Source organism: Kineosporia succinea (assembly GCF_030811555.1).
In the GTDB taxonomy this organism is placed as follows: Bacteria; Actinomycetota; Actinomycetes; order Actinomycetales; family Kineosporiaceae; genus Kineosporia; species Kineosporia succinea.
This window is the reverse complement of record NZ_JAUSQZ010000001.1, coordinates 4,911,360-4,936,038: the sequence shown is the minus strand read 5'-3', so window position 1 is coordinate 4,936,038 and position 24,679 is coordinate 4,911,360. Positions and strand designations below refer to the sequence as shown.

Annotated in this window: 20 protein-coding genes, 1 pseudogene and 1 riboswitch; of the genes and pseudogenes, 5 read left to right on the top strand and 16 right to left on the bottom strand. The window is 71.1% G+C overall.

The features are described 5' to 3' along the window. Positions 1-6: 6 nt before the first annotated feature. A riboswitch (glycine riboswitch) is annotated at positions 7-96 on the bottom strand. Positions 97-377: 281 nt separating this feature from the next. Then, positions 378-1,169, top strand: coding sequence for a ParA family protein (locus J2S57_RS21455; protein WP_307245802.1), 792 nt, complete (start codon positions 378-380; stop codon positions 1,167-1,169). Between the two features lie 164 nt (positions 1,170-1,333). On the opposite strand, the gene J2S57_RS21450 is transcribed toward J2S57_RS21455, so the two are convergent. The 9 genes and pseudogenes from J2S57_RS21450 to clsA all read right to left on the bottom strand — a co-directional run. Then, positions 1,334-1,855, bottom strand: a complete 522-nt coding sequence (locus J2S57_RS21450; protein ID WP_307251090.1) for a MerR family transcriptional regulator — start codon at positions 1,853-1,855, stop codon at positions 1,334-1,336. Positions 1,856-2,178: 323 nt separating this feature from the next. Continuing rightward, complete coding sequence (locus J2S57_RS21445) at positions 2,179-2,649, bottom strand: bifunctional nuclease family protein (protein ID WP_307245800.1); 471 nt, start codon at positions 2,647-2,649, stop codon at positions 2,179-2,181. A 121-nt stretch (positions 2,650-2,770) separates the two neighbouring features. Continuing rightward, positions 2,771-3,469: a transcriptional regulator FtsR gene (gene ftsR, locus J2S57_RS21440; RefSeq protein ID WP_307245798.1), complete on the bottom strand. Its 699-nt coding sequence runs from the start codon at positions 3,467-3,469 to the stop codon at positions 2,771-2,773. 94 nt (positions 3,470-3,563) lie between these two features. Then, complete coding sequence (locus tag J2S57_RS21435; RefSeq protein WP_307245796.1) at positions 3,564-4,040, bottom strand: FHA domain-containing protein; 477 nt, start codon at positions 4,038-4,040, stop codon at positions 3,564-3,566. A gap of 177 nt (positions 4,041-4,217) precedes the next feature. Next, the gene (gene gcvH, locus J2S57_RS21430) at positions 4,218-4,604 is read right to left on the bottom strand and encodes a glycine cleavage system protein GcvH (RefSeq protein ID WP_307245795.1); all 387 of its coding nucleotides are present in this window, start codon (positions 4,602-4,604) and stop codon (positions 4,218-4,220) included. 20 nt (positions 4,605-4,624) lie between these two features. Then, the gene (locus J2S57_RS21425; RefSeq protein WP_307245793.1) at positions 4,625-7,042 is read right to left on the bottom strand and encodes a DUF881 domain-containing protein; all 2,418 of its coding nucleotides are present in this window, start codon (positions 7,040-7,042) and stop codon (positions 4,625-4,627) included. Position 7,043: 1 nt separating this feature from the next. Further along, entirely contained in the window at positions 7,044-7,376 is a 333-nt protein-coding gene (locus J2S57_RS21420; RefSeq protein WP_307245790.1) for a small basic family protein, read from the bottom strand. After that, positions 7,373-8,872 (bottom strand): DUF881 domain-containing protein, encoded by a 1,500-nt coding sequence (locus J2S57_RS21415; RefSeq protein ID WP_307245788.1) that lies wholly within the window; start codon positions 8,870-8,872, stop codon positions 7,373-7,375. Before J2S57_RS21415 ends, J2S57_RS21420 begins: the two co-directional genes overlap by 4 nt. 317 nt (positions 8,873-9,189) lie before the next feature. Beyond that, positions 9,190-9,750: pseudogene (clsA, locus tag J2S57_RS35405) on the bottom strand (cardiolipin synthase ClsA); the annotation flags it as partial. Positions 9,751-10,060: 310 nt separating this feature from the next. On the opposite strand from clsA, the gene J2S57_RS21405 reads away from it, so the two are divergent. Continuing rightward, positions 10,061-12,997 (top strand): EAL domain-containing protein, encoded by a 2,937-nt coding sequence (locus J2S57_RS21405; protein WP_307245783.1) that lies wholly within the window; start codon positions 10,061-10,063, stop codon positions 12,995-12,997. On the opposite strand, the gene J2S57_RS21400 is transcribed toward J2S57_RS21405, so the two are convergent. Both J2S57_RS21400 and J2S57_RS21395 read right to left on the bottom strand, forming a co-directional pair. Next, positions 12,966-13,661 carry a cyclase family protein gene (locus J2S57_RS21400; RefSeq protein WP_307245781.1) on the bottom strand — a complete coding sequence of 232 codons (696 nt, stop codon included), beginning with the start codon at positions 13,659-13,661 and terminating at the stop codon, positions 12,966-12,968. The genes J2S57_RS21405 and J2S57_RS21400 overlap by 32 nt on opposite strands. Positions 13,662-13,716: 55 nt before the next feature. Then, the gene (locus J2S57_RS21395; protein ID WP_307245779.1) at positions 13,717-15,273 is read right to left on the bottom strand and encodes an amino acid permease; all 1,557 of its coding nucleotides are present in this window, start codon (positions 15,271-15,273) and stop codon (positions 13,717-13,719) included. A 201-nt stretch (positions 15,274-15,474) separates the two neighbouring features. Here J2S57_RS21395 and J2S57_RS21390 point away from each other — a divergent pair, with 201 nt between their 5' ends. Beyond that, positions 15,475-16,656, top strand: coding sequence for an RtcB family protein (locus tag J2S57_RS21390; RefSeq protein WP_307245777.1), 1,182 nt, complete (start codon positions 15,475-15,477; stop codon positions 16,654-16,656). Between the two features lie 66 nt (positions 16,657-16,722). Here J2S57_RS21390 and argG read toward each other — a convergent pair whose 3' ends face one another. The 4 genes from argG to J2S57_RS21370 form a co-directional block, all read right to left on the bottom strand. Next, the gene (gene argG, locus J2S57_RS21385; RefSeq protein WP_307245775.1) at positions 16,723-18,138 is read right to left on the bottom strand and encodes an argininosuccinate synthase; all 1,416 of its coding nucleotides are present in this window, start codon (positions 18,136-18,138) and stop codon (positions 16,723-16,725) included. Positions 18,139-18,220: 82 nt separating this feature from the next. Beyond that, a complete protein-coding gene (locus J2S57_RS21380) occupies positions 18,221-19,408 on the bottom strand; it encodes a matrixin family metalloprotease (protein WP_307245773.1) in 1,188 nt (395 codons plus the stop codon). A 229-nt stretch (positions 19,409-19,637) separates the two neighbouring features. Beyond that, complete coding sequence (locus J2S57_RS21375; protein WP_370882694.1) at positions 19,638-20,504, bottom strand: NAD-dependent protein deacetylase; 867 nt, start codon at positions 20,502-20,504, stop codon at positions 19,638-19,640. Between the two features lie 671 nt (positions 20,505-21,175). Beyond that, the gene (locus J2S57_RS21370) at positions 21,176-22,357 is read right to left on the bottom strand and encodes a matrixin family metalloprotease (protein WP_307245769.1); all 1,182 of its coding nucleotides are present in this window, start codon (positions 22,355-22,357) and stop codon (positions 21,176-21,178) included. Positions 22,358-22,475: 118 nt separating this feature from the next. Here J2S57_RS21370 and J2S57_RS21365 point away from each other — a divergent pair, with 118 nt between their 5' ends. Together J2S57_RS21365 and J2S57_RS21360 are read left to right on the top strand one after the other, a co-directional pair. Continuing rightward, on the top strand, positions 22,476-23,300 hold the full coding sequence (locus J2S57_RS21365) for a PHP domain-containing protein (RefSeq protein ID WP_307245767.1): 825 nt from the start codon (positions 22,476-22,478) through the stop codon (positions 23,298-23,300). 91 nt (positions 23,301-23,391) lie between these two features. Next, complete coding sequence (locus tag J2S57_RS21360; protein ID WP_307245766.1) at positions 23,392-24,093, top strand: carbon-nitrogen hydrolase family protein; 702 nt, start codon at positions 23,392-23,394, stop codon at positions 24,091-24,093. A gap of 6 nt (positions 24,094-24,099) precedes the next feature. Here J2S57_RS21360 and J2S57_RS21355 read toward each other — a convergent pair whose 3' ends face one another. Beyond that, positions 24,100-24,555, bottom strand: coding sequence for a hypothetical protein (locus tag J2S57_RS21355; RefSeq protein WP_307245764.1), 456 nt, complete (start codon positions 24,553-24,555; stop codon positions 24,100-24,102). Positions 24,556-24,679: the final 124 nt, after the last annotated feature.

Below are 24,679 nucleotides of genomic sequence, written 5' to 3'. Positions count from 1 at the left end.
AGCTGCCTCGTCCCTGCGGTCCTTGGCGCCTGAGAGGTTCCGGGGAGAGTTGCCCCTTCGGCGCCCCTGTGACGGGGTCTCTCCCGCGGGGGTCTTCAGCTGCCGGTCGCTGACGACGACCGACGACACTGACGGTACCAGCGCCGCGTGTCGTCCTCATCTCCCGGCTCCCCGGCACCCGGATGGCGTACGGCAGGCGAACGGAGGGTTGCACACAGGCACGGCCTCAGGATGCAATTGGGGCCGGTCGGGAGCACGGCCCCTCCGGGGGTTCGTGACTCTGCGTGGGACGTCGGTCACGTCTGCCACACGACGGCCTTAATCACCGGTTGGAACTTGATAACGAGGTAGCGTCGGACACCGTGATCGTCGTCAGCGTGTGCAGTCTGAAGGGTGGCGTCGGCAAGACGTCAGTGGTCCTGGGGCTGGCGTCGGCCGCCCTGGCCCGCGGGGTCCCCACCCTCATCGTCGACATCGATCCACAGGCCGACGCGACCCTGGGTCTCGACATCACGGCCGAGATCACCACCAACGTGGCCACCGTCATGGGCGCCTCGCGCCGCAACGCGCAGAAGGTCAACGTCGTGCCGTCCGGCTGGGCGGCGAACGGCGGCACGCTCGACGTGCTCCCCGGTTCGCACGACATGGCCGCGCTCGACCGGCCCACCGGCAGTGAACGCACCCTGGCCCGGCTCTCGCACGCGATCAAGCAGCTCGAGGGCTACCAGCTCGTGCTCATCGACTGCCCGCCCTCGCTCGGCACGATCACCCGCTCCGGGCTGGCCGCGAGCCAGCGCGCGATCGTGGTGTCGGAGCCGGCGCTCTTCTCGGTCACGGCCGCCGACCGCGCCCTGCACGCGATCGAGGAGGTGCGCCGCAACATCGCCCCCACGCTGCAACCGCTGGGCGTGGTGGTGAACCGCTACCGCGAGCGCTCCCCCGAGCACCGCTACCGCCTGCAGGAGCTGTCGGACATGTTCGGCCCGCTGGTGCTGGGCCCCTCGATCCGTGAGCGCAGCGCGCTGCAGCAGGCGCAGGGGGCGAGCCAGCCGATCCACCGCTGGCCGGGTGCCCCGGCGCAGGAGCTGGCGGGTGCGTTCGACGCGCACCTGGCGCGGGTGCTGCGGGCGAACACACGGGGCCGGCGGCCGGCGGCGTCCGCGAGCTGATCCCTCGAAGCCATCGCAGATGTGGGACGAGGTGGGCACCCTGGGTGCCCACCTCGTCCCACATCTGCTTTGACGGTTCGTGGGGAAAGCAGACGCAGAGAAGCCCCGGGGTACCGGACCCGGGGCTTCTCTGCTGATCTGAGGGGCGTGTGCGCCCAGTGTGACTAGCTGATGGCGCGGGCCCGGCGACGGGCGGCCAGCTCGTCACCGGCGGCCATCGCCGGCTCGTCCTCCGGACGCTCGGCGGGCAGCTCGGCGAGGGTGCCCTCGACCTCGCGCCACACCCGGCCGACGGCGATGCCGAACACGCCCTGGCCACCCTGGACGAGATCGATGACCTCGTCCGCCGACGTGCACTCGTACACGCTCGCGCCGTCGCTCATCAGCGTTATCTGCGCCAGGTCTTCCACACCCCGGTCGCGCAGGTGAGAGACGGCGATGCGGATCTGCTGCAGCGAGACGCCGGTGTCGAGAAGTCGCTTGACCACCTTGAGCACGAGCACGTCACGGAAGCTGTACAGCCTCTGGGTGCCCGAGCCGGTGGCGTTCCGCACGGTCGGCTGGACCAGGCCCGTGCGGGCCCAGTAGTCGAGCTGGCGGTAGGTGATACCCGCTGCCCGGCACGCGATCGGGCCGCGGTAACCGGCCTCCTCGTCGAGCTCGGGCAGGTCGTCGGTGAAGAGCATGCCCTGCGCCTGCGCGACGACGTGACCGGGCACAGCATCTCGCTCGCTACGCTCGCTCACGGCGGCTCCATTCAACGTTCCGAGTCCGGCACGCTGGTCCGAGGGACGGATCTCAGCGGGAGAACTACACCGGGGTCGTTTCATTTGAACCGTAGGCTGCGCACCCGGCGCCGTCAACGAGGTGGCATCCGAGGCGGGCGGCGTGTCGGCAGATCACCCCTCTTTCGGACCAATCGGAACTCCCCGAAACCCGCTGGTGTCCTGCCCGTCACCGCTTCGGTACCGAGGTTTCGGGAGTGGCGGGTTGACGCCCCTGCGCTCCCTCAGGAGTTCTCGCCGAAGTCCTCCGGGGAGATGTTGTCGAGGAACTCGCGGAACTTCTCGACCTCGTCCTCGTCCTCGTCGGGCACCGAGACACCGCCGGCCTCGAGCACCTCCTCGGCCCCCACGATCGGGCAGCCGACGCGCAGCGCGAGCGCGATCGCGTCGGACGACCGGGAGCTGACCGACAGACCGCCGTCGAACACCAGCTCCGCGTGGAAGACGTTCTCCTTGAGGGCGACGATGCGCACCTCGGTGAGCTCGCGGCCGAGGGCCCCGATCACGTCTTTCATCAGGTCGTGCGTCAGCGGACGCGGGGGCACGAGCCCCTGCTGCGCGTTCGCGATCGCGTTGGCCTCCGGCGCCCCGACCCAGATCGGCAGGTAGCGATCGCCGTCCCGCTCCTTGAGCAGAACGATCGGGTTGTTCGAGGGAACCTCGACCCTGACACCCACCACATCAAGCTCCCGCACCCCGCAAACGTACCCCGGCGCTGAGCGGGACGGCGACCGCGGGCCGATTTCCGGGCCGGATCAGAGGGGATTCCCCGGACCGAACGGCTGGTTCACCCGCCGGCGGCGCCCGGAGCGGGGCTCAGGCCTGGCCGCGTTCCAGTGCCGCCTTCAGCAGGGCCGCGTGCAGCTGGACGCTCAGGCTCGACAGCTCCTGGGTGAGGCCGGCGGCCTGCGCGGCGACGTCGCCCCCGCGCGCCCGCAGCGGGTTGGTGACCTGCTCGATCAGGCCGGCCTCACGATCGGCGGCGCTGCGGAAGGCCCGCAGGTGCCGGGGCTCGATGCCGAACGTGGCCAGTTCGCCGGCGGTGCGGGCGACCGTCACCGCGTCGGCGTCGAACCAGCCTGCGGCGCGGGCACTCACCAGGCCGTGCGACTCCAGGGCGGACAGCACGTCGTCGTCGATCTCGGCCGCGATCAGCACCTGGGCGCGGGTGAAGCGCCGCTGCGGCTCCGGCCGGGACTGCGCCGGAGGAGCCTCGACCAGCCGCGGGGCGAACGGGCCGGGAGCCAGGCCCGCGCCGAACCGGCCGACCGGGGCCTCCAGGCCGTGGTCGATCGCGTCGAGGTGCTCGCGGATCACGCGCAGGGGCATGTAGTGGTCGCGCTGCACCCCGAGCACGTAGCGCAGACGCTCCACGTGCCCCGGGGTGAACTTGCGGTAGCCGGAGGCGGTGCGCTCCGGCTCGACCAGCCCCTGGTCTTCCAGGTACCGGATCTTCGAGATCGAGATGTCGGGGAAGTCCTGCCGCAGCAGTTCGAGCACCGCCCCGATGCTCATCGCCCTGGGGGCCGCCGTACGGTCGGCCCGGCCTCTGGGTTCCTCGGCCGGGCCACTCGCGCGGCCCCTCGCCGCCGCGCTCACCATCGCGGCTTCAGGACGTACGGCGGCTGGGGTGGAAGACCAGCCGGTACTTGCCGATCTGGACCTCGTCCCCGTCCTTGAGCAGGGCCTCGTCGATCCGGTCACCGGCCAGGTAGGTGCCGTTGAGGCTGCCGGCGTCACGGACGAAGAAGGCACTGTCGCGCCGCACGAACTCGGCGTGCTTGCGGGAGACGGTGACGTCGTCCAGGAAGATGTCGCTGTCCGGCTTACGGCCGGCGGTGGTGCGCTCGGCGTTCAGCAGGAACCGGGCCCCCGCGTTCGGGCCGCGCTGCACGACCAGCAGCGCCGAGGCCTCGGGCAGGGCGTCGACGGCGGCCTGCTCGGCGCCGGAGAGCCCGGTGGGGCGCTCGTCGCTGTCCAGGCCCGGCAGCGCGCCGAAGGAGATTGTCGTCTCGACCAGGGGAGTGTCGTACTCGTTCCTGGTGCCGTCCGGCCCCTGACCGCTCAGGAACCTCGGTTCCGACATCTCGATCTCCTGTCTCGTGACATCTTGATTAGCGTAACCCTCACCTGATGGTCGAGGCATGTGCGTCGTCCCCTGTCCCCCGTCGGACGGCCCGGAAAGGATCTCCGGGGAATCATCCTTGACCGCCGCGGGGCTCGCCTTGTGCCGGCGAGTCGAAAACCCGAACGTGGCTCGTCCTCAGTCGAGCTGGGTCTGGTAGTCGGCCGCGCTGAGCAGGTCCGCGAAGGCCGAGGGGTCGGCCACCGTGACCTCGAACATCCAGCCCTCGCCGTACGGGTCCGAGTTGACCAGTTCCGGGGTGGCGTCGAGCGAGGCGTTGCGGCTGGACACCGTACCGGTGACCGGCGCGTAGACGTCACTCACGCTCTTGGTGGACTCCACCTCGCCGCACGTGGAGCCGGCCTGAACGTCCGCCCCCTCGTCGGGCAGGGTGACGAAGACGATGTCACCGAGCGCGTCCTGGGCGAACGCGGTGATGCCGACACGGGCAACGTTGCCGTCGACCTTCACCCACTCGTGATCGGTGGTGTACCTCAGGTCCTCGGGGTACTCGAAGTCGCTCACAGCGTCCTCATGGTCCTTTCTCAGTTCTCCGTACGGGGCACGGCGTAGGTCGGGCCGGTGACCTCTCGCACCGCGGACACGGTGAGATCTTGCCTGCGCTGAACCGTACCGCTCGCACCCACCTGGTGCAGCGTCTCCAGCACGCCGCCGGGGATGTTCAGGGCCGACTCCATGGTCGCCGGGTCACCGATCGCGACGATCCGGTAGGGCGGTGACTGCTCGACGCCGTCGGCCACGATCCCGCCGGCCGTCGAGGGGTCGGTGAACGACGTGCTCGCCACCACCCTCACCTGCCCGAACTGGATGGCCTCGGCCCCCGCGTCGCGCAGTTCCTGCACAGTGTCGAGCAAGGTCGCCGAGTCGACCAGGGCCTGTGGGTCCTCGATCCGGATCGTGATCCCCGGACCCTGGGCCGGGTCCGTGCCGGCCAGGATCCCGAGCACGTCGAGCCGCTCGCGGGTGGCCTTCTCGGCCGCTGCCGCGCGGTCGGTGCCCGAGCGCAGCTCGTTCTGGGTCTCCTCCAGGTCACGGGCCTCGGCGTCGAGGCGTTCGCTCTGCCGGCTCACGTCGTCGAGAACGCGCACCAGCTCGCTCTGGCTCAGCGACGACAGGTCACCGTCGCCGGTCTGCCGGGCCTGCACGACCAGCCCGAAGCCGAGGGCCCCGAGCAGAACGGCGGCCAGGAGCTGCACCTTGGTCAGGCGGGTGAGCCGGGTCAGGGGCGCGAGACGGGCGCGGGCGCCGGCCGGCTCCGGGGGTGACGGTTGCGACGTGGCTTCAGGGCCGCTGCCGTGGCCGGGGTCGCGGTGGTCCCCGTCGGTCGCGGTGGCGCGGTCGCTCGCGGAGGTGGGCTCGTCCCGCTCCGGGCCGGCGGACGCGGTGGCACCGTCACGCTGCGGAGCCACCCCGCGTTCGCTATCGGCTGACGCGTGGGTGGGCCGGGCGAGGTGGTCGGGCTGCGCGGTCGCGTCGGGCGGTGCGCTCGAGCCCGTCGGCTGCTTGCGGACGCCGCGGTCCCCCACCCCTCCAACCTCCCCTTCGCGGGGAGTTCCGGAGCCGGTGTTCGAGGACGTCGGGGCGGAGGAACTGGTCCCGTCCGCAGACCCGGTCCCGCCGCCGGAGGAGCTCCCGGCCCCCGCGCCGGTCCCGGGGCCGGACGAGTTCGAGGGACGCCCCGCCGAGGACTCAGGCCGTCGCGCACCGGCCGGACGGATCACCCGGGTACGCCCCGCCGACGGACGCGTGAACAAGCTCGCCGCGTCGTCCGGCACCCCGGCCGCGCCCGGACGCCCCGAGGCCCCCGGAGCCTGTGCCCCCGGAACCTGCGCCCCCGGAACCTGCGCCCCCGGAACCTGCGCACCCGGAACCTGCGCACCCGGAACCTGCGCACCCGGAACCTGCGCACCCGGAACCTGCGCACCCGGCTCGGCGCGACCTTCTCCCCCGGCCGCCCCGGACGCGTCGTCGTCAGAAGCCCTGCCGCCGGGGCCCCCCGGCCCCGGGCCGACACCCCCCACGCCGCCCGAAGCACCCACAGCGCCCGGGCCACGCACGGTGCCCGCGTCACCCAAACCGTCCGCAGCGCCCGAGCCACCCACGCCACCCGAACCACCCACGCCACCCGAACCATCCGCGGTGCCCGAACTGATCCCAGCGCCCGAACCACCCGCAGTGCCCGAGCCACCCACGCCACCCGAACCATCCGCGGTGCCCGAACTGATCCCAGCGCCCGAACCACCCGCAGTGCTCGAGCCACCCGGGCCGCCCGCAGTGCCCGGACCACTCACGCCGCCCGAACCAACCGCAGCGCCCGAACCACCCGCGGTGCCCGCGCCACCTACGGCGCCCGGACCACCCACGCCGCCCGAACCGCCCAGGGATCCGCCTACCGAGCCGCCTCGGGCGCCTGAGCGACCGGGGCCCTCGTCACGCGAACCGGTGCCGGCACCCGCACGACCCGAACCCGCCGGAGGCAACGGCATCACCGGGATCGGACGGGTCGTGTCCTGGTCGTAGTCCTCGTCGGCGACCGTGCTGCCGGCCCGGTCGCCGTCGCCCGTGCCGTCGCCGTGGCCACCGCCCGTGCCGTCACCGTCACCGCCGCCCGCGCCGTGACCGTCACCGCCGCCCGCGCCGTGACCGTCACCGCCGCCCGCGCCGTGACCGTCGCCGCCGCCCGCGCCGTGAACGTCGCCGCGCGTTTCGTCACGGTCGTGGCCGCCCGTACCGTCACCGCCCGTGCCGTCGCCGCCCGTGCCGTCGCCGCCCGTGCCGTCGCCGCCCGTGCCGTCGCCGCCCGTGCCGTCACCGTGGTCGCCATCGGTCGGCTCGTCCACCGCGCGGGCCCCGTCCGGGGCGCCGGGGTTCGGGGAGCCGGGGATCCACGGCTCTCGGCGGGCGTCGTGGCCCTCGTCGGGGTTCTGGTCGTCGGTCGTCATCTCACGCCTTGAAGATGTGCCGGCGGATCGCGGCCGCGTTCGAGAAGATCCGGATACCGAGCACCACCACCACGCCGGTGGACAGCTGCGCGCCGACGCCCAGGTGGTCACCCAGGAACACGATCAGCGCGGCCACCACGACGTTCGACAGGAACGAGACGATGAACACCCGGTCGTCGAAGATCCCGTCGAGCAGAGCGCGCACACCCCCGAACACCGCGTCCAGCGCCGCCACCACGGCGATCGGCAGGTAGGGCTGCAACCAGAGCGGGACGGTCGGCTGCAGCACCAGGCCGGCCACCACCCCGATCAGCAGACCGATCGCCGCGATCACGTACGTCCTCCTGGGCTCTCCACCGGATCCTGCGTGTCCTGTGAGCCGTCACGGCCAGCGTCGCCGGCCGTTCCGGTACTGCTGCTCGAACTGGTGTTGCTGGTCGAACCGGTGTCCTCGGTCGACCTCGGGTCGTTCGTCGAGCTCGGGTCGTCCGTGGCGTCATCCGAGCCCGTCGAACGGGTCGTACGCGCCGAACGGGTCGAACCGGTCGCGCCCGAGGTCTCTTCTACCGGTTTCGCGGCCCTGAGCACGAACTGGCCCGCTCCGGGCAGGGTCAGGCCGTCGGACGTGGCGATGTCCACCTGGATGCCGTTGTTGTCGCGCAGCGACTGCACGTAGGGCCCGGCCGAGCCGTCGGCGAAGCCGGTCTGCAGCTTCGACTGGTCGCCGATCACCGACACCACGTAGGGCGGCACCAGCGGCCGGAAGTCGACCAGGATCGCCTCCCCCGCCGACCGGATCGCCGAGACCGCCGTCAGCCGCTCACCGTTGATCGAGATCGCCTCGGCCCCGGCCGACCACAGCCCGTTCACCACGACCTGCAGATCGGCGTCGAGCACCACGCCCTCGTCGTAACCGCTGTCGGTGCGCGGGTCCCCGCCGACCTCGTCGCGGCCCGGAGCGTCGTCGAGGGTGACGGTGAGTCCCTTGCCGGTGACCGCGATCTCACCGGTCAGGGCCCCCAGCTCACGCACCTGCTCGCCGAGCGCGGTGCCGCGGTCGCCCAGCAGCGTCTGCTGGGCCGCGGCGTTGGCGGCGGCCAGCTCGGCGTTGCGTTTCTCCTGCGTATCGACCGACTCGCTGCGGTGGTCGATCTCCTCGCGCAGCTCGCGGCTGACCTGGTCGGACTCGCGCTGCGGCACCCGGATCGAGCTCACCGCCACGCAGAACCCGATGCCCGCCAGGATCGACAGCACCAGCGTCACGGCCGTGCGCACCCGGGTGCGCGGCCGGGGATGGGCCGCGGCCGCCGCGTACCCGGGATCGAGCGGACGCTCCATCACCTCGCGCAGCAACGTCATTGAGGCGTCGAGCGCTCGCGGGGGCCGGGAGGCACCCGACGAGACCGGGGACGAGACCGGGGACGAGGCCGGGGACGAGGCCGGGGACGAGACCGGGGACGAGACCGGGGACGAGACCGGGGACGAGACCGGGGACGAGACCGGGGACGAGACCGGGGACTCAGGAGAAGAGGCCCCGGAGGAGGACGACGCGCCGCCGGACGACGCCTCGCCAGGCGACGCGGCACCGGACGACGAAAACCCACCGGACGAGGCCTCGCCGGGCGACGCCCCGGCCGACCGGGGCCCCGACGAGGACGAGGCCGCCTGGGCAGAGGGAGGCCTCGGGGAAGGCGAGACCGGCGGAGGGGAAAGGGACGGCGAAGGGGTGGGGAACGGCGTGGAGGGGTGCCCCGGAGGCGGGGCTGCCTGCGACGACTCGTCGGAGCGGGAGCTGGGCTCCTCGTCCGGGGAGGGGGTGGGCCGGGTCATCCGGCGACCTCGCCCGAGGTGCCGCCCGCCGGGGACGCCGACCCCGACACCGAACCGGACGTCGCGTCCGAGGCGGGCCCGGGGTCGGAACCCGACCCGGGGTCGGAGGCAGGACCCGACACCGACTCGGCGCCGGCACCCGAGCCGGCGACCGCCGAGCCACCGCCCGCCGAAACCGCAGCCTCTGAACCGCCCATCACCGAACCACCAGTCTCCGGGCCCCCGACCACCGAACCCGCGACCACCGAACCCGTGACCACCGCGGCCCCGTCACCCGAACCACTGGGCGGCCGCGTGCGCAGCCGCTCGCGCCGCGCCAGCACCGCCGCCGCCTGCCGCAGGTAGATGAGCGCCGCCCACCAGTACAGCGACGTGCCCCACCAGGCGAACGCCCAGCCGAACGGCTGCGCGATGTCACCGGCCCGGCCGTCGAGATCGCCCAGCAGCATCAGCGGGAAGGCGTAGAGCAGGTTCGCGGTGGCGGCCTTGCCCAGGAACGAGACCTCGAGCGGACGGCGCTCGTCGGCCGTCATCAGCAGCAGCGAGCCGACCAGCACCGCGTCGCGGGCGATCAGCAGCAGCACCAGCCACCACGGGATGACCTCGCGATAGGCCAGGCCCAGCAGCGTGGTGAGGATGTAGAGACGGTCGGCGACCGGGTCGAGCATCTGCCCGAGCCGCGTGGTCTGCCCCCAGCGCCGGGCCAGCATGCCGTCGAGATAGTCGGTGAAACCGCTGACCATGAGCACGGCGATGGCCCAGCCGATGTGCCCGCGCAGGATCAGCACGGCGAACACCGGCACCAGCAGCAGGCGGCCGAAACTCAGCAGGTTGGGGATGTTGAGCACCCGAGTGCCGGCCACCGGGTTCTCTCCCACCTGACGTTCCTCCTTCGACGATCTCCCCCGGCCACAGATCCCCGAGCGGCACGCCACCTCGTTGATCTGCGCCGCACAGCCTACGGGCAGCCACCGACAGCCTCGGTCAGGCCCGCACCGCCCGCCCGGTCAGAGTCCAGAACCCGCACCGGCGAGACGTTCACACCACGTGACCGACGCCACGATCACTCCGTGCCCGATTCGCGTCGGGTATAAATCTCTCTCGGTTCTGGGGCATTCGGTGGCATTCACTCCTTATGCTGTATTCGGAGCTGCACTCGGTGTAACTGGCCTTTCGAGGGAGGGCGGCGTGGGCTCGAGCCCCGGCCTGTCCGCCTCCGGCAATCTCGCCCTTGCCACGGCCGCTCTCGCCGGCCTCACGCTGGTCCCCTTCACCGGGCTGGTCGACGCCTCGACCACCCGCACCCTGGCCGACGTCAACCTCGTCCTCGCGGGTTCCCTGGCCACCGCAAGCCTGGCGCACTCCTGGCGCCGCTCCGGCGGCAACAACCTCTGGCGTCCCCTGCTCGCCACCGGCACCGCCCTCTGGACCCTCGCCCAGTTGCTCGACTGCGTCGGCCGCATCCTCGGCGGCCCGGGCGCCCCGCTCACCGCGCTCGTCGGCGCCGGCCGCCTCGCCCTCCCGCTCCTGGCCCTCGCCGCCGTCCTGCGCCTGCCCACCCGGGCACCCCGCGAACCGGAGGCCGACGACGGCAGCCGTCCGGCGCGTCCGTACGCCCTGATCGCCCTCGCGCTCGACACCGTGATCGTGACCGGCTCGCTGCTCCTGCTCACCTGGGTCACGAGCCTCGAGCCGATGGTGGACGCGCCGGGGCACCGACCGCTCGCGCTCGCCGCCCCACCCGCCTACCTGGCGCTGGTCAGCACGGTCGTGCTGACCACCCGCTTCCGCCGGGCCGCCGATCCCCGGGCCTGTGCCCTGCTCGGCGCCGGCCTGGTGACGCTGGCCGTGGCCGGCACCCACCTGGCCCGGCTCCCGGACGCCCCCGGCCGTCTCGTCCCCCTCGGCCTGGTCGCCGGGTTCCTGCTGCTGGCCACCGCGGCGCTGTCCACCGGCCCCGGTCCGCACACCGGCCACCTGCGGAAACTGGCCCGCGTGACCGTCCACGTCCCGGCCGCCCTCGCAGCCCTCGTGCTCACCGTCCACGTCCTCACCGGCCCCACCCCGGATGCGGTCGAGACCGGCACCGGGCTCGGCCTGGCCGCCGCGCTGGTCGCGCGCCGCCTCGTCGCCGGTCTCGACAACGTGCGCCTCGTGCGCGAACTGCGTGAGAGCCACGACCGGCTGCGCGCCCAGGCCTTCAGCGACTCCCTGACCGGCCTGGCCAACCGCGCCCGGTTCGACCAGCGCCTGCGCGCGGCCATCCGCGGCGGCCGTCCGCTCGGGCTGCTGTTCTGCGACCTCGACGACTTCAAGGCCGTCAACGACCGGCTCGGCCACAACGCCGGCGACGACCTGCTGCGCGCCGTCGGCATCCGGCTGCGCGCCTGTGTGCGGCCGGGTGACACCGTGGCGCGACTGGGCGGCGACGAGTTCGCCATCCTGATGGAGGACGCCGACGAGGGGCCGGACGTGATCGGGCGCCGGATCCTGGCCGCTCTCGGGCGGCCGTTCCAGATCGGCCACCGGGGCCGCGAGACCCGGGTGCGGGTCGGGGCCAGCGTCGGGGTGGCGGTGCTCGACCGCGTAGCCCCCGACGCCTCGCCGGAGAGCCTGCTGGCCGGGGTCGACCAGGCGATGTACGCAGCGAAGAGACGAGGCAAGAACCAGTTGGTCACCTTCCGCACCGGTTCCGGCAACGACCGGCCCGACCGTTACCTGCCGCTGCTCGACCCGGCGGCCCCGCCGGCCGAGCGCGCCGGCCCCGCGGCCCCGGCTGACGCGCTTGACCCGGCTGACCCGGCTGACCCGGCTGTCCCGGCTGTCCCCGCGGCTCAGGCCAAAGGCCCCGCCACCGGCAGCATCCCCCCGCCCGGCCTCCCGCTGCCCCAGGTCATGGACCAGACCGGCCCCATCCCCCGTGTCGGCCCCCGCACCGCGCCCGGCGGGCTGACCACCCCGGCCGCTCGGTACCGGGGCTCGGGCCAGGCGAAACCCGAACCGCCCAAGCCCGAACCGTCGCCCGAGGCCGCCCGCGAGGCCGAGAAGGACAAGCTGGTCGCGGCCACCCAACGCGACACCGAGCGCTGGCTCGCCGAGTACCAGGAGGCGGAGCGCCGCTCGGCCGAACGCGACGCCGCCGAGCGCCGGGCCCTGGAGTGGCTGCAGATCGAGGCCGAGGTCCGGGCCGGCACCCGGCCGGAGGCCGAGATCATCCCGATCGGCCGGGCCGTCGACATCATCGGCGAGAAGGCCCGGCGCGCCGCCGAGAAGGCCGAGAAGGCGGAACGGGCCGAGAAGGCGCACAAGGCCGAGTGGATCGAGAAGGACGAGAAGGCCCTCGCCGAGACCCTCGAGCACACCGAGCAGCTCTCGACGCTCTCGTCCGACCACATCGATCTGGTCTACCACCCGGTGCTGGGCCTGAACTCCGGCCGTCTGGAGGCACTCACGGCCTCGGCGCGCTGGCGGCACCCGGTGCACGGCGTGATGGACGCGGACTCGCTGATGTCGGCCGCCGAGCACGCCGGGCTCCGGAGGCCGCTGGAGGAGCGGCTCTTCGACTCGATCGGCGGCGACATCGCCCGGCTGCGCCGGGCCCCGGCCTGGGAGGACCTGGTCGCGCACGTGCCACTGAGCGCCTCCCACCTGACCGACGAGCGGCTGCCGACCGTTCTCGAGCGCACGCTGCGCCGTCACGACCTGCCCGGCCGGGCCCTGCTGCTGCTCATCACCGAGACCTATCCCCTGCCCGACCTGGGCGTGACGGCAGGCATTCTGGAGCGGATCCGCGACCTCGGCACCGGCATCGGCCTGGACGCGTTCGGCACCGGGCCGGTCGGGCTCGAATTCCTGACCCGTCTGCCGGTCACCTCGGTCACGCTGCACGGGTCACTGACCGTGGCCGAGCCACACACCCGGGCCTTCCGGGTGCTCGCGGGCACGGCCGCGATGGTGAACGACCTCGACCTGATGCTGGTGGCCGACGACGTGAACGACCAGGAGCAGGCCGACCGCCTGGCCGGGCTCGGCATCGACCAGGCCCAGGGCCCGCTCTACGGAAAGCCCGTCCCGCTGCCCGATCTGGACCTGATCACGTTGCCGATGAACCCCGCGCGACGGTGAAACCGGTGACGCCGACCGGGAAACCGGAGAACGCCCCACGCGGGGCGTTGGCCGAGATCCAGTCGCCGTGCGGCCTCATCCGGGCCAGCCCGGGCCCGAGGCCCGCCAGCACCACCCCACCCGCACCGAGAGCGGCCCGGGTGGAGGCGAATTCGCCGTCGCCGGGAACGTCCGGGCCGGCGGCGTCACTGCCGATCGCCCGGATCCGGCGGGCCGTGAACAGCCAGGAGACCACCTCCGGCTCCAGGCCCGGTGCGCCGTCTCTCAGCACCACGCAAGCTCCGGGAGGGACGCGACCGAACCGGCGCTCGTAGGTGCGCACGTCGTCCATCATGACCGAAAGGCCCCGAACCGCAAGGACGACCAGCGGCATCAGCGTCCAGCCCTCACCGAGCTGGGTGACCACCGCACCCCCGGTCACGAAGTGCCCCGGCGCGTCGACATGAGTGCCCAGATGCGTTCCCAGACTGGTGATCTGCTCGACCAGGTAACCGGAGCGCTCCACCGTCGTCCACACCCGGTGCTCGAACGGCGGGTCGCCCTCGAAAACCTCGGTCTCGGGCGAGAGGTCGCGCCACAAGGGCACCCGGGTGGCGGTGCGCGGGTCGACACGACGGTATCCGGGCGGAATGGTGGACGCACGACGCAAGCGACGGGGAATCACGGCTCCCAGCATGGCCGGGTGGTGTGCGGAACACCAGCCGGCCACACCGGAGGCCTCAGCTCGCCGACTCGAGGTTGCTGCGCGGGCCGCTGAACCAGTGCTTGACCGAGACGTGCCAGCCCACGAACAGCGCACCCAGCAGCAGGGCGAGCACGATCGGCGCGTAATTGACCGCGGTCCAGGTGAAGTCGTCGTTCAGGGGCCAGCCCGCCGGCGAGAACGGCAGCACGAAGTACACCGAGGTGATCGCGATCTCGGCGACCGCCAGCACGCACAGCCAGCGGTACCTCGGGCCCAGCGTCCACGGGCCGGGTTCCCAGCCGTCACCGGCCTTCCAGCGCAGGTAGATCGGGATCGCGAAGGCCAGGTACAGCCCGATGACGCCGATCGAGACGACCGCGTAGAAGGCCGTGGGCGCACCCGACGGGCTCTCGTACAGCGCGGGCAGGGTCAGCAGCACGGCAGCGGCCCCGGCGGCCAGCACGGCGTTGCGCGGCACCCCCTTCGCGTCGACGGACGCCCACAGCCCGGAACCCGGCACCGCCCGGTCACGGCTGAACGCGAACAGCATCCGCGAGGTCGAGGTCATGCAGGCCGTCGAGCAGTAGATCTGGCCGCTCATGCTGATGAACACGACCAGCTTGAACAGGCCCGGCGACAGCGCACTGGCCAGCACCGCGAGCACACTGCCCCCGCCGTAGGGGTTCACGGCCGGGTCGAAGGAGTTGATGTAGTCGGTGTTCGTCGCCGCGAAGAGGAAGGCCAGCAGCAGGATCCAGCCGCCGATCGCGGAGTACAGGATGGACTGCCAGATCCCCTTGGCGGCCGCGTTCGCCGCGCCCTGCGTCTCCTCGGACAGGTGGGCCGAGGCGTCGTACCCGGTGATCGTGTACTGCGTGAGCAGGAAACCCAGCGGCAGCACGTAGAACCAGAAGGTGCCCTCTCCCAGTCCCGAGTTGTTGATGCGCTCACCGAAGACGAAACCCAGGCTCTGGTGCGAGTCCGGTCCGAAGACGAGCACCAGCACCACGATCGCGGCCCCGAACACGTGCCACCACACCGACACGTTGTTGATGACCGCCAGCAGGTGCGAGCTGAAGATGTTGACCGCGGTGATGAGCAGCATGATCACCGCGAACCAGAAGAACTGCTGGTAGAGGTAGTTCCCGCCGAGGAAGCCGGTGGCGTAGCCGTCGGAGAACAGGTCGATGAAGGTGTTCAGGTAGATCGCGGCGCCGTAGGCCACCGACGCCAGGATCGCCACCAGCCCGACCAGGTTGAGCCACCCGGTGTAGTACCCGGCCTTCGCTCCCCCGAGTTTGGCCGCCCACCAGTAGATCCCGCCCGACGTCGGGTAGGCCGAGACCAGCTCGGCCATGCAGAGACCGATGATCAGGATGAACGCCGAGATGACCGGCCAGCCGATCGAGATCGCGATCGGGCCACCGTTGTTCCAGGCCTGGCCGAACGTGGTGAAGCAGCCGGCCAGGATCGAGATGATGCTGAACGAGATGGCGAAGTTGGAGAAGCCGGACCAGGAGCGGTGCAGCTCCTGCTTGTAACCGAGACGGGCGAGCACGGACTCGTCGTCACCGGGCGTGCTGTCGGGCATCGGAACTCCTCGGTCGTGAGAAGTGCAGGTGAGGCAGGGCGCCCACTGTCGCCCTGCCTCGTTTCCGGTACCAGCACCTATCGGTCACAACCGGATGAAGCGCCGAACGGTAATTGACTGGACCGTTACCCGGCGCACCCGACATGCTCAAGGCCGCACTTACCGCTGGGGTGAGACGGACATGGGAGGTGGACGGTGACGGTGCAGCGCTTGGGAGAGAAGCTCTTCAACTGGGCGAGCATCCTGGAGGACAAGACGAGGGAGCAGGCCGTGCGCACCTCCCAGATGCCCTTCATCTGGCCGCATCTCGCGCTGATGCCCGACGCCCACCTGGGCAAGGGCGCCACCGTGGGCTCGGTGATCCCGACCGACCGGGCGATCATCCCGGCCGCGGTCGGCGTCGACATCGGCTGCGGCATGATCGCGGTGCGGACGCAGTGGACCGAGTCGCAGGTGCGTTCGAAGGGTGAGCTGAGCGCGCTGCGGGTGGCGATCGAGAAGGCGATCCCGCTGTCGGCCGGTGGTTACAACACGGAGTCGCAGGTGCTGGAGGCCGGGGTCGCCGGGCGGCTCGCCGAGCTCGAGGCCAGGGCCGGGAAGGCCGGCTTCGACCCGTCCTCGTACACCGCGAAGTGGAAGCGGCAGCTCGGAAGCCTGGGCTCCGGCAACCATTTCATCGAGGTGACGGCCGACGAGGAGGGCACGGTGTGGCTGTTCCTGCACTCCGGTTCGCGGGGCGTGGGCAACCTGATCGCGCAGAAGCACATCAAGGTCGCGCGGGCCCAGATGGAGAAGTGGCACATCGACCTGCCCGACCTCGACCTGGCCTACCTGGTGGAGGACACCGACGAGTTCTGGTCGTACATCAACGAGATGCGCTGGGCGCAGGACTTCGCGCTCGCCAACCGGGAGGAGATGATGCACCGGCTCATGCTGTGCGTCAGCGATTTCATGGGCTCGGACGTACAGGACCTCGAGCGGATCAACTGCCACCACAACTTCACGCAGCAGGAGAACCACTACGGCAAGAACCTCTGGATCAGCCGGAAGGGCGCGATCCAGGCCGACGCCGGACGGCCGGGCCTGATCCCGGGCTCGATGGGCACGGCCAGCTACGTGGTGGTGGGGCGGGGCAGCAAGCTCTCGCTCAACTCCTCGCCGCACGGTGCGGGGCGGGAGTTCTCGCGGACGGCGGCCCGGAAGCGGTTCGGGATCGAGGATCTCCGGACCGCGATGAAGGGCATCGAGTACCGCGACACCGACGCGTTCATCGACGAGATCCCGGCGGCGTACAAGCCCATCGACCAGGTCATGGCCGATGCCGACGACCTGGTGAAGGTGAAGCACACGCTTCACCAGATCCTGAACGTGAAGGGCGACTGACACCAAACCCACGATGAGGGACGCCGGTTCGCACCGGCGTCCCTCATCGTGCGGTTTGCGGTCGGGTCAGTCGGTGCCCGACTCCATCGCGGCCTGGTCGAGGAGCACGACCTCTTCGGCGTCGACGTCGCGGTTACGGCTGATCCGGTCGGAACCGCCCGGCTCCAGCTCGCCCACGATGCGGGCCTGGCCCTCGAGCTGGCCGAGACCGGCGAACAGCTCGAGCTTCTGGCGGGAGTCGGCGATGTCGAGGTTGCGCATCGTCAGCTGGCCGATGCGGTCGACCGGGCCGAACGCGGCGTCTTCGGTGCGCTCCATCGAGAGCCGGTCGGGGTGGTAGCTCAGGTTCGGGCCGGCCGTGTTGACGATGGTCCAGTCGTCGCCGCGGCGCAGGCGCACGGTGACCTCACCGGTGACGGCGCGCGCGACCCACTGCGTGAGGCTGCTCTGGAGCATGAGCGACTGCGGATCGAGCCAGCGGCCCTCGTACAGCAGGCGGCCGAGGCGGCGCCCCATCGTGTGGTACGAGTCGACGGTGTCTTCGTTGTGGATGGCGTTGACGAGGCGCTCGTAGGTCAGGAAGAGCAGCGCCATGCCGGGCGCCTCGTAGATGCCGCGGCTCTTGGCCTCGATGATGCGGTTCTCGATCTGGTCGGACATGCCCAGACCGTGGCGGCCGCCGATCTCGTTGGCCTTCATCACGAGGTCGACCTGGGAGGCGAACTTCTCGCCGTTGATGGCGACCGGGCGGCCGTTCTCGTAGGTGACCGTGACGTCTTCGGTCTCGATGACGACCGACGGGTCCCAGTGCTTGACGCCCATGATCGGCTCGACGATCTCGAGCGACTCGTCGAGGTGCTCGAGGGTCTTGGCCTCGTGGGTGGCGCCCCAGATGTTGGCGTCGGTGGAGTACGCCTTCTCCTTGCTGGCGCGGTACGGCAGGTCGTGCTCGGTGAGCCACTGCGACATCTCGGCGCGGCCGCCGAGCTCGTCGACGAACTGCGCGTCGAGCCACGGCTTGTAGATGCGCAGCGCCGGGTTGGCCAGCAGGCCGTACCGGTAGAAACGCTCGATGTCGTTGCCCTTGTAGGTCGAGCCGTCGCCCCAGATCGAGACGCCGTCCTCCTTCATGGCCTGCACCAGGAGCGTGCCGGTGACGACGCGGCCCAGCGGCGTGGTGTTGAAGTACGCCTTGCCGCCGGAGCGGATGTGGAAGGCACCGCACGACAGGGCGACCAGGCCGGCCTCGACCAGGGCCTCGCGGCAGTCGATCAGGCGGCCGATCTCGGCGCCGTACTGCTTGGCGCGTCCGGGCAGCGACTCCATGTCGTCCTCGTCGTACTGACCGAGGTCGGCGCTGTAGGCGCAGGGGACGGCACCGTGGTGGCGCATCCACGCGACGGCGACGGAGGTGTCGAGACCACCGGAGAAGGCGATGCCGACTCGGTCACCGACGGGGAGAGCTGTCAATACCTTGGACACGAAAGACAAAGATAGGGCATGTCCCGGGGCTGTTTACGCGCCCGGGACATGCCCCGAAATTCTTCGCCTGAATTGGACCCGATCAGCAGGATTTCGCGTTGTACAGCGAGTTCAGGCCGGCAATCTCGTAGCGGGTGAGACTGGTCGGCGAGCCGACCCCGGAGACCGGGTACATCAGCGCCGACGTGGTGGTGACGTGACCGAGGCCGAGCGAGTGCGCCACCTCGTGCACGATGAGGGCGCCGCGGCCGGGGACGCCGTCGTAACGGCCGTAGCCCGGGTCACCGACCCAGCGGGAGGCGGTGTTGAACCAGACCGTGCCCTTGGTGGCGACGACGCCGTTGCCGCTGGAGCCGCCCAGGCCGTCGGCGTCGGTCTCACCGTCGGGGAAGTGCTTCTTGCCGGCCCAGGTGAGGCTGATGGTGCCGCCCTTGGCGACGCGCTTGAACCGGATGCCGGTGGCGCTGGTGATCCGGTTGAACCCGGACTTGATGTCGACCGCCATGTTCTTGGCCCGCGCCGGCTCGTTCGCGGCGTTGTACGACCAGGTGAGCGTCTTGCAGCGGGCGAAGGGCGGGTTCATCGGCGCCCAGTTGTCGGCGATCCCGGTGGGCACGCGCACCGTCGTGCCGCCCGAGGTGACCGTGACCGCGTAGCCGCCGGGACGGGTCTTGCCGGGGGCCCAGGTGAAGGTGGCCTTCCTCGCCTTCCTGGTGCCGAGCGTCCGCACCGTCTTCGTGCCCTTGACCAGGCGCGCGGTGACGCCGGTCTTCGCCGTGGTCACCGAGACGGTGAGCTTGCGGTCGGAGGCCTTCTCGGAGGCCGGGGCGACCCAGCGCGTGACCTTGCCGATGTGCACGGGCTGGCTGATCGTCTTGTAGCCGATGCCGTAGACCGGGTAGCTGTCGGTCTTGGAACAGCCCACCGCGTAGACCTTCAGGCGGCTCGAGCCCGCCTTGAGGTCGGACAGCGTGACCGGGATCGTGTAGGGCCTCTTCATGTCCTGGCGCGGCACCGACTGCTCGATGATCCCGCAGACCTTGCTCGAGCCGGTGACCTTGACGTTGTACGTCGCGTTCTTCGTCATCGTCGAGGGCCCGGAGACCGTGACCTTCACGGCGGCCGCCTCGTAGTCGGACGCGCCGTAACCCGAGGCCGGCTTGAACACGCCGTTCGGGGTGATCGTGCCGAGCGCGTCGGACTCGTCGGACGGTGCGGCGGTGACGGTGTGCTCGGCGGCCCCGGCGGGAGCCATCGACGCCACGACCACGGCGACGAGAAGACCTCCGATGCCCAGCAGCCTGGGCTTGACGGAGCGTGAACGTCTTGAGTCAGGGACGGTGCTCGGCAATTGCGACTCTCGCTCTCTTCAGCGGCGCGACGGTGTGCTGCGAGCCCGTCGTTCGGCGGCTACGGGTTGGTGAGGCTGTGTACCGACTGTCAACCGGTCGGCGGAGGTCAACCTACCCGCTCGGCGGAGCGAGAAGTGCCCGATCAGGCTAGTTGATCACGCACTTTGCGGTCAGAGAGTCAGCGAGCGCGGGCAGCACGACCCCCAAAGGGGCATCAACCCGGATGTTGCAGTGCGTATCGCCCCGAGTCTCCCCCTGGTTCACGATGGCCACGGGAATGCCCAGCTTTCTCGCGTGCAACACGAACCTGAATCCGGACATGACTTTCAGTGATGAACCCAGGATCAGCAACGACCCGGCGCGGTTCACCAGCTCGAAGCACGTGTCCACGCGCGGACGAGGAACGGTCTCCCCGAAGAACACCACGTCGGGCTTGAGCGGCCCGTCACCGCAGACCTCGCACGGCACCATCGTGAAGGCGTCGAGCTCCTCCTCGGGCAGTTCGGCGTCGCCGTCCGGGTTGACCTGCTCCGCGTGCGCGGTGAAGTCGGGATTGACGGCATGCAGGTCTCGGTCGAGGTCGGCCCGCGAGATCGCCGCGCCGCAGTTCAGGCACAACGCGCGGTCGAGCCCGCCGTGCAGCTCGATGACGCCGGTCGCGCCGGCGGCCTGGTGCAGCCCGTCGACGTTCTGGGTGATGACCCCTTCGAGCAGCCCCTGCCGCTGCAGCGAAGCGACCGCCCGGTGGCCCGAGTTCGGCCGCGCACCGGTCATGTGACGCCAGCCCAGATAGCTGCGGGCCCAGTAGCGGTGTCGAGCCGCCGCGTCGCCCATGAACGTCTGATAGGTCATCGGGGCGTGCCGGCGCAGGGCCGCCCCGGACGGCCCCCGGTAGTCCGGGATCCCCGAGTCGGTCGAGATCCCCGCCCCGCTCAGGATCACGACACCGCCGTCACCGACCAGGTCGACCAGGGCGTCGAAGCCCGCCGTCTCAGCAGTTTCCACGCCAGCTATTAGACGCCCCGCCGCCGCTCGCCGCCCGTACGGGTAGCCGCCCAGCCCCGCCAGCCGCCCAGGTCCGCCCGGCCACCCCAGCCCCGAAGCCCCTCAGTCCCTCAGTCCCTCAGTCCCTCAGTCCCAACGCTCCACTCGCCCCGACCCAACCTCAACCCCACCGACCCGATCCCGCCCGCCCCGACCGACCCGTCCCGACACCCCTCCCTGTCTCAGCAGACCCCACCGTCCTCAAGGCGCCGACTCCCCCTCGACACCCATCTGCCCCCGGTGCACATCCCGTACCGGTGGCCACGGAGACAGGGGCGCCACCCGTCCCGCCAACGACGTTGTGCTGCTTTCGATTATCGATAATCGAAAGCAGCACAACGGGTTTGGCGCCCATGATGGACGTGGTGGTCACCCGGCCCCGTCCCGCACCAGAGGTTTCGGAGGGCTCGCGGCAGCCCCGGCCAGCCCCGGCCAGCCCCGGCCAGCCCCGGCCAGCCCCGGCCAGCCCCGGCCAGCCCCGGCCAGCCCCGGCCAGCCCCGGCCAGCCCCGGCCAGCCCCGGCCAGCCCCGGCCAGCTCCGGCCAGCTCCGGCCAGCTCCGGCCGAAGTCTCACTGGGCGGGCGTTCAGCCAGCGGTCAGCGGTCAGGGCCTCAGCGGAGGGGCAGGCGGCGCAGGGGTTCTCAGCAGCTGGCCGCCGGGTAGAGGAGCTTCAGGCCGGACTTCTCGTAGGCCGTGAGCGTCGAGGGTGAGCCGTTGCTGGAGACCGGGTACATCAGGGCCTTCTTGTTCGTCACGTGGTTCAGGCCCAGGACGTGCCCGAGCTCGTGCAGGATCAGGCCACCGCGGGCCGGGAAGTTGCCGGCGTCGTGCCCGAAGCCGGGCATGCCCACCCAGGTCGAGGCCGAGTTCAGCGTCAGGGCGCCGGAGATCGCGCGGCCACCGCTGACCGTGGAGCCGCCGACACCGGCCGCGTCACTGCCCCCGTCGGGGAACCGGTCGGACCCGCCCCAGTTGACCTCGATCGTGCCGCCGCTCTTGACCTGCTTGAACTTCAGCCCGGTCACCGTGGCGACCCGGCTGAACGCACCCCGCAGGTCCTTCTCGATGCCGGCGGCCCGGGCCGGTTCGCCCTTGGCGTCGTAGTTCCAGGTGAGCGTGTTGCAGCGCGGGAACGGCGAGAGCATCGGGGCCCAGCCGTTGGTGATCGTGGTGCGCAGCTTGACCGTCTTGCCGCCCGAGGTCACCGCCAGCGTGTAGGTGCCCGCCTTCAGGCCCTTCGGGCTGACCGAGTAGGTGGCGCTCTTGCCGGTCTTACGGCCCAGCGACTTCACCGTCGTGGTCCCCCGCAGCAGTTTCGCGCTGACCCCGGACTTCGCCGTCGAGACCTTGAGCCGCACCTTGCGCTGCCCGGCGTCGGAGGAGGCCGGGGCGACCCAGCGGCTGTACTCCCCGACGTGCACCGGCACCGTCAGGGTCTTGGTCGCCGTGCCGTAGACCGGGAAGCTGTTGGTGTCCGAGCACCCGATGGCGGCGATCGAGAGCTTGTTCGTGCCCGCCTTCAGGTTCTGCGGCGAGAAGGTCAGCCTGTAGGGCTTCTTCTTGTCGATCTGGTTGGTCGTGCCCTCCATCACGCCGCACACCCGGGAGTCGCCGGTGACCGTGACCGTGTACGCCGCGGAGGCCGTGACCGTGGCCGGGCCCGCCACCGAGATCTTGATGCCGGCCGCCGAGACCGGGTTCGCCGCCCCCGCGGGCGAGAGCGAGTTGACGGCCACCGGCACCACCACCAGACCACCGAGGCCCGCGGCCAGCAGGGCCCGGCCGCGGCGGGTGCGGAACCAGGAGGGTGTGGGACTCGACACGGTGGGGCTCGCTCTCTTGCGTACGTCAGGTGCTGGCGAACGTATTCGCCGGAAGTTCAGCGAGAGGGAAGAGACGGTCAAGCTCACGTCATGACCGAGCGATGAGACAATGGTGGCGATGCTTCCCCCCGACAACCACGTGCACTCCCAGTTCAGTTGGGACACCCGCAGCAACGGCTCGATGGAACTCACCTGCGCGCGAGCCGTCGAGATCGGCCTGCCCGCGATCGCGTTCACCGAGCACGTCGACTTCACCGCCTGGGGTCACGAAGACCTGCCCCCCGGCGAGAACGTCTCCATCGTGCACCGCGACCGCGTCCAGCCTCTCGACGTCGAGGCCTACCACGCCACGCTCGCCGAGTGTCGCGACAAGTATCCGCAGCTGCGCATCCTTTCCGGTATCGAGACCGGCGAACCTCACCTGTTCGCCGGAAGCGTCGCCGCCGTGCTCCGCTCGGGCGCCTTCGAGCGCGTCCTGGGCTCGCTGCACTCGGTGGTGCACGAGGGCCGCATCCTGTCCCCCGAGCGCATGTTCGCCCTCGGCATCGCCCCCGAAGACACCATGCGCCGCTACTTCGAGGGCATGCTCGACCTGATCAAGGGCTCGGACGTGTTCCAGGTGCTGGCCCACTGCGACTTCCCCCGCCGCTACTGGCCCACCGGCGCCGCCCCCTACGACGAGGCGCTGTTCGAGGAGGAGTACCGAACGGTCTTCCGCGCGCTCGCCACCAGCGGCCGGGCCCTCGAGATCAACACCCGCAGCCCGCTCTGGTCGGTCGACCTCATGCGCTGGTGGTACGAGGAGGGCGGCGAGGCCGTCTCGTTCGGCAGCGACGCCCATGTGCCCTACCGCGTCGGGGCCCAGTTCGAGCTGGCCGTCGACGTGGTCGAGGCCGCGGGCTTCCGGCCGGGGCGCGACCCCTTCGACTTCTGGCGCCGCTGAACCGCTCCGCGCCGCCGAACCGCCATAATGGTGGACGTTTCGGCACCTTGGGTGCCCCGACGCGTCCATCATGGGGTTGGGGATCTTTCGGATGAGCATGAACGTGGCCGTGGTGCAGTCGGTGCCGGACAACGGCGACCTCGACGCCAATCTGCAGCGCACCCGGGAACTGGTCGAGCAGGCCGTCGCGCGGGGCGCCGACCTCGTGCTGTTCCCCGAGCTGTCACTCACCGGCTACGACCTGGCGATCGCGACCGACGAACGCATGTGGTTCAGGCCCGGCGATGCCCGGCTGGCCCCGATCCGGCGGGCCGCCGGCAGCAGCGTGGTCGCGGTCGGCGCGTTCGTGCACGACGGCCCGCGGCGCCTGATCGCCCAGCTCCTGCTGCGGGCCGACGCCCCGGACCTCCTCGCCCCGAAAACCCATCTGCACGGCGCGGAGTCCGACGTGGCCGAGCCCGGCGACGGCCCGCTGATCACCCGGATCGCCGGTCACGACGTGGCTTTCGCGATCTGCTACGACACCGCGTTCCCCGCCCACGCCGAGGCCGCCGCCACCGCGGGCGCCGAGATCTACGTGACGTCAGTGCTGTTCACCGAGGGCGAAGACCTGCCCGGCCGAATGGCCTCCCGCGCAGTCGATCACGGCCTCTTCACCGTCGCGGCCAACCTCGGCGGGCATCAGCTCGGGCAGCGCTCGGCCGGAGACTCGGGCATCTGGGCTCCGGACGGGTCGTGCGTCGCGCGCACGACCGGGGCGGACGAGGAGATCCTGTTCGCCCCGGTCGGCTGAGACGGATCAGTCGTGGCCGTTGTACCAGGTGGTGCAGGTGGTCGGGCGGCTGTTGCCGCTCTTGTAGTTGAAGCAGGCGCGGGTCTGCCAGCCGTTGTGGTTCGAGACCTCGTTGCTCAGAACGGCATTGAACGGACCGCACTGGGTCCACGTGGCCGAGCCGATCTTGCGCTTGTCGATCCAGACGCGGTCGGAGCCACTGCCGTTCTTGATGTAGGCGTGGTCCTCGTCGAAGATCTTTCCGGTGTAGAGCTGGATGGTCCGCCCGCCGGCCTTCGCGCTGCGGACCAGCACGTACGCGTCGAAACCACCCACGATCGTGCCGCAATTGGTGGTGCCGGCCATCCGGATCGGCGCCTGCGTGGCGGCTGACGCGGCTCCGGTCGGCACCAGGGCGGCGGCGACAACCGCTGCGGCGGCGAGCAGTACGCGGGCAGACTGGGCGATCCTCGGGGTACGCATACAGCTCTCCTTGTTCACGGTGACTCGAAAGTCCGACGCCGCGACCGTCTCCGACAGCCAGCAGCGTCGACACACGAGTTCCCCCGCGCCCGATTCCCCCGCGCACACCTGTCTCCGACGGATC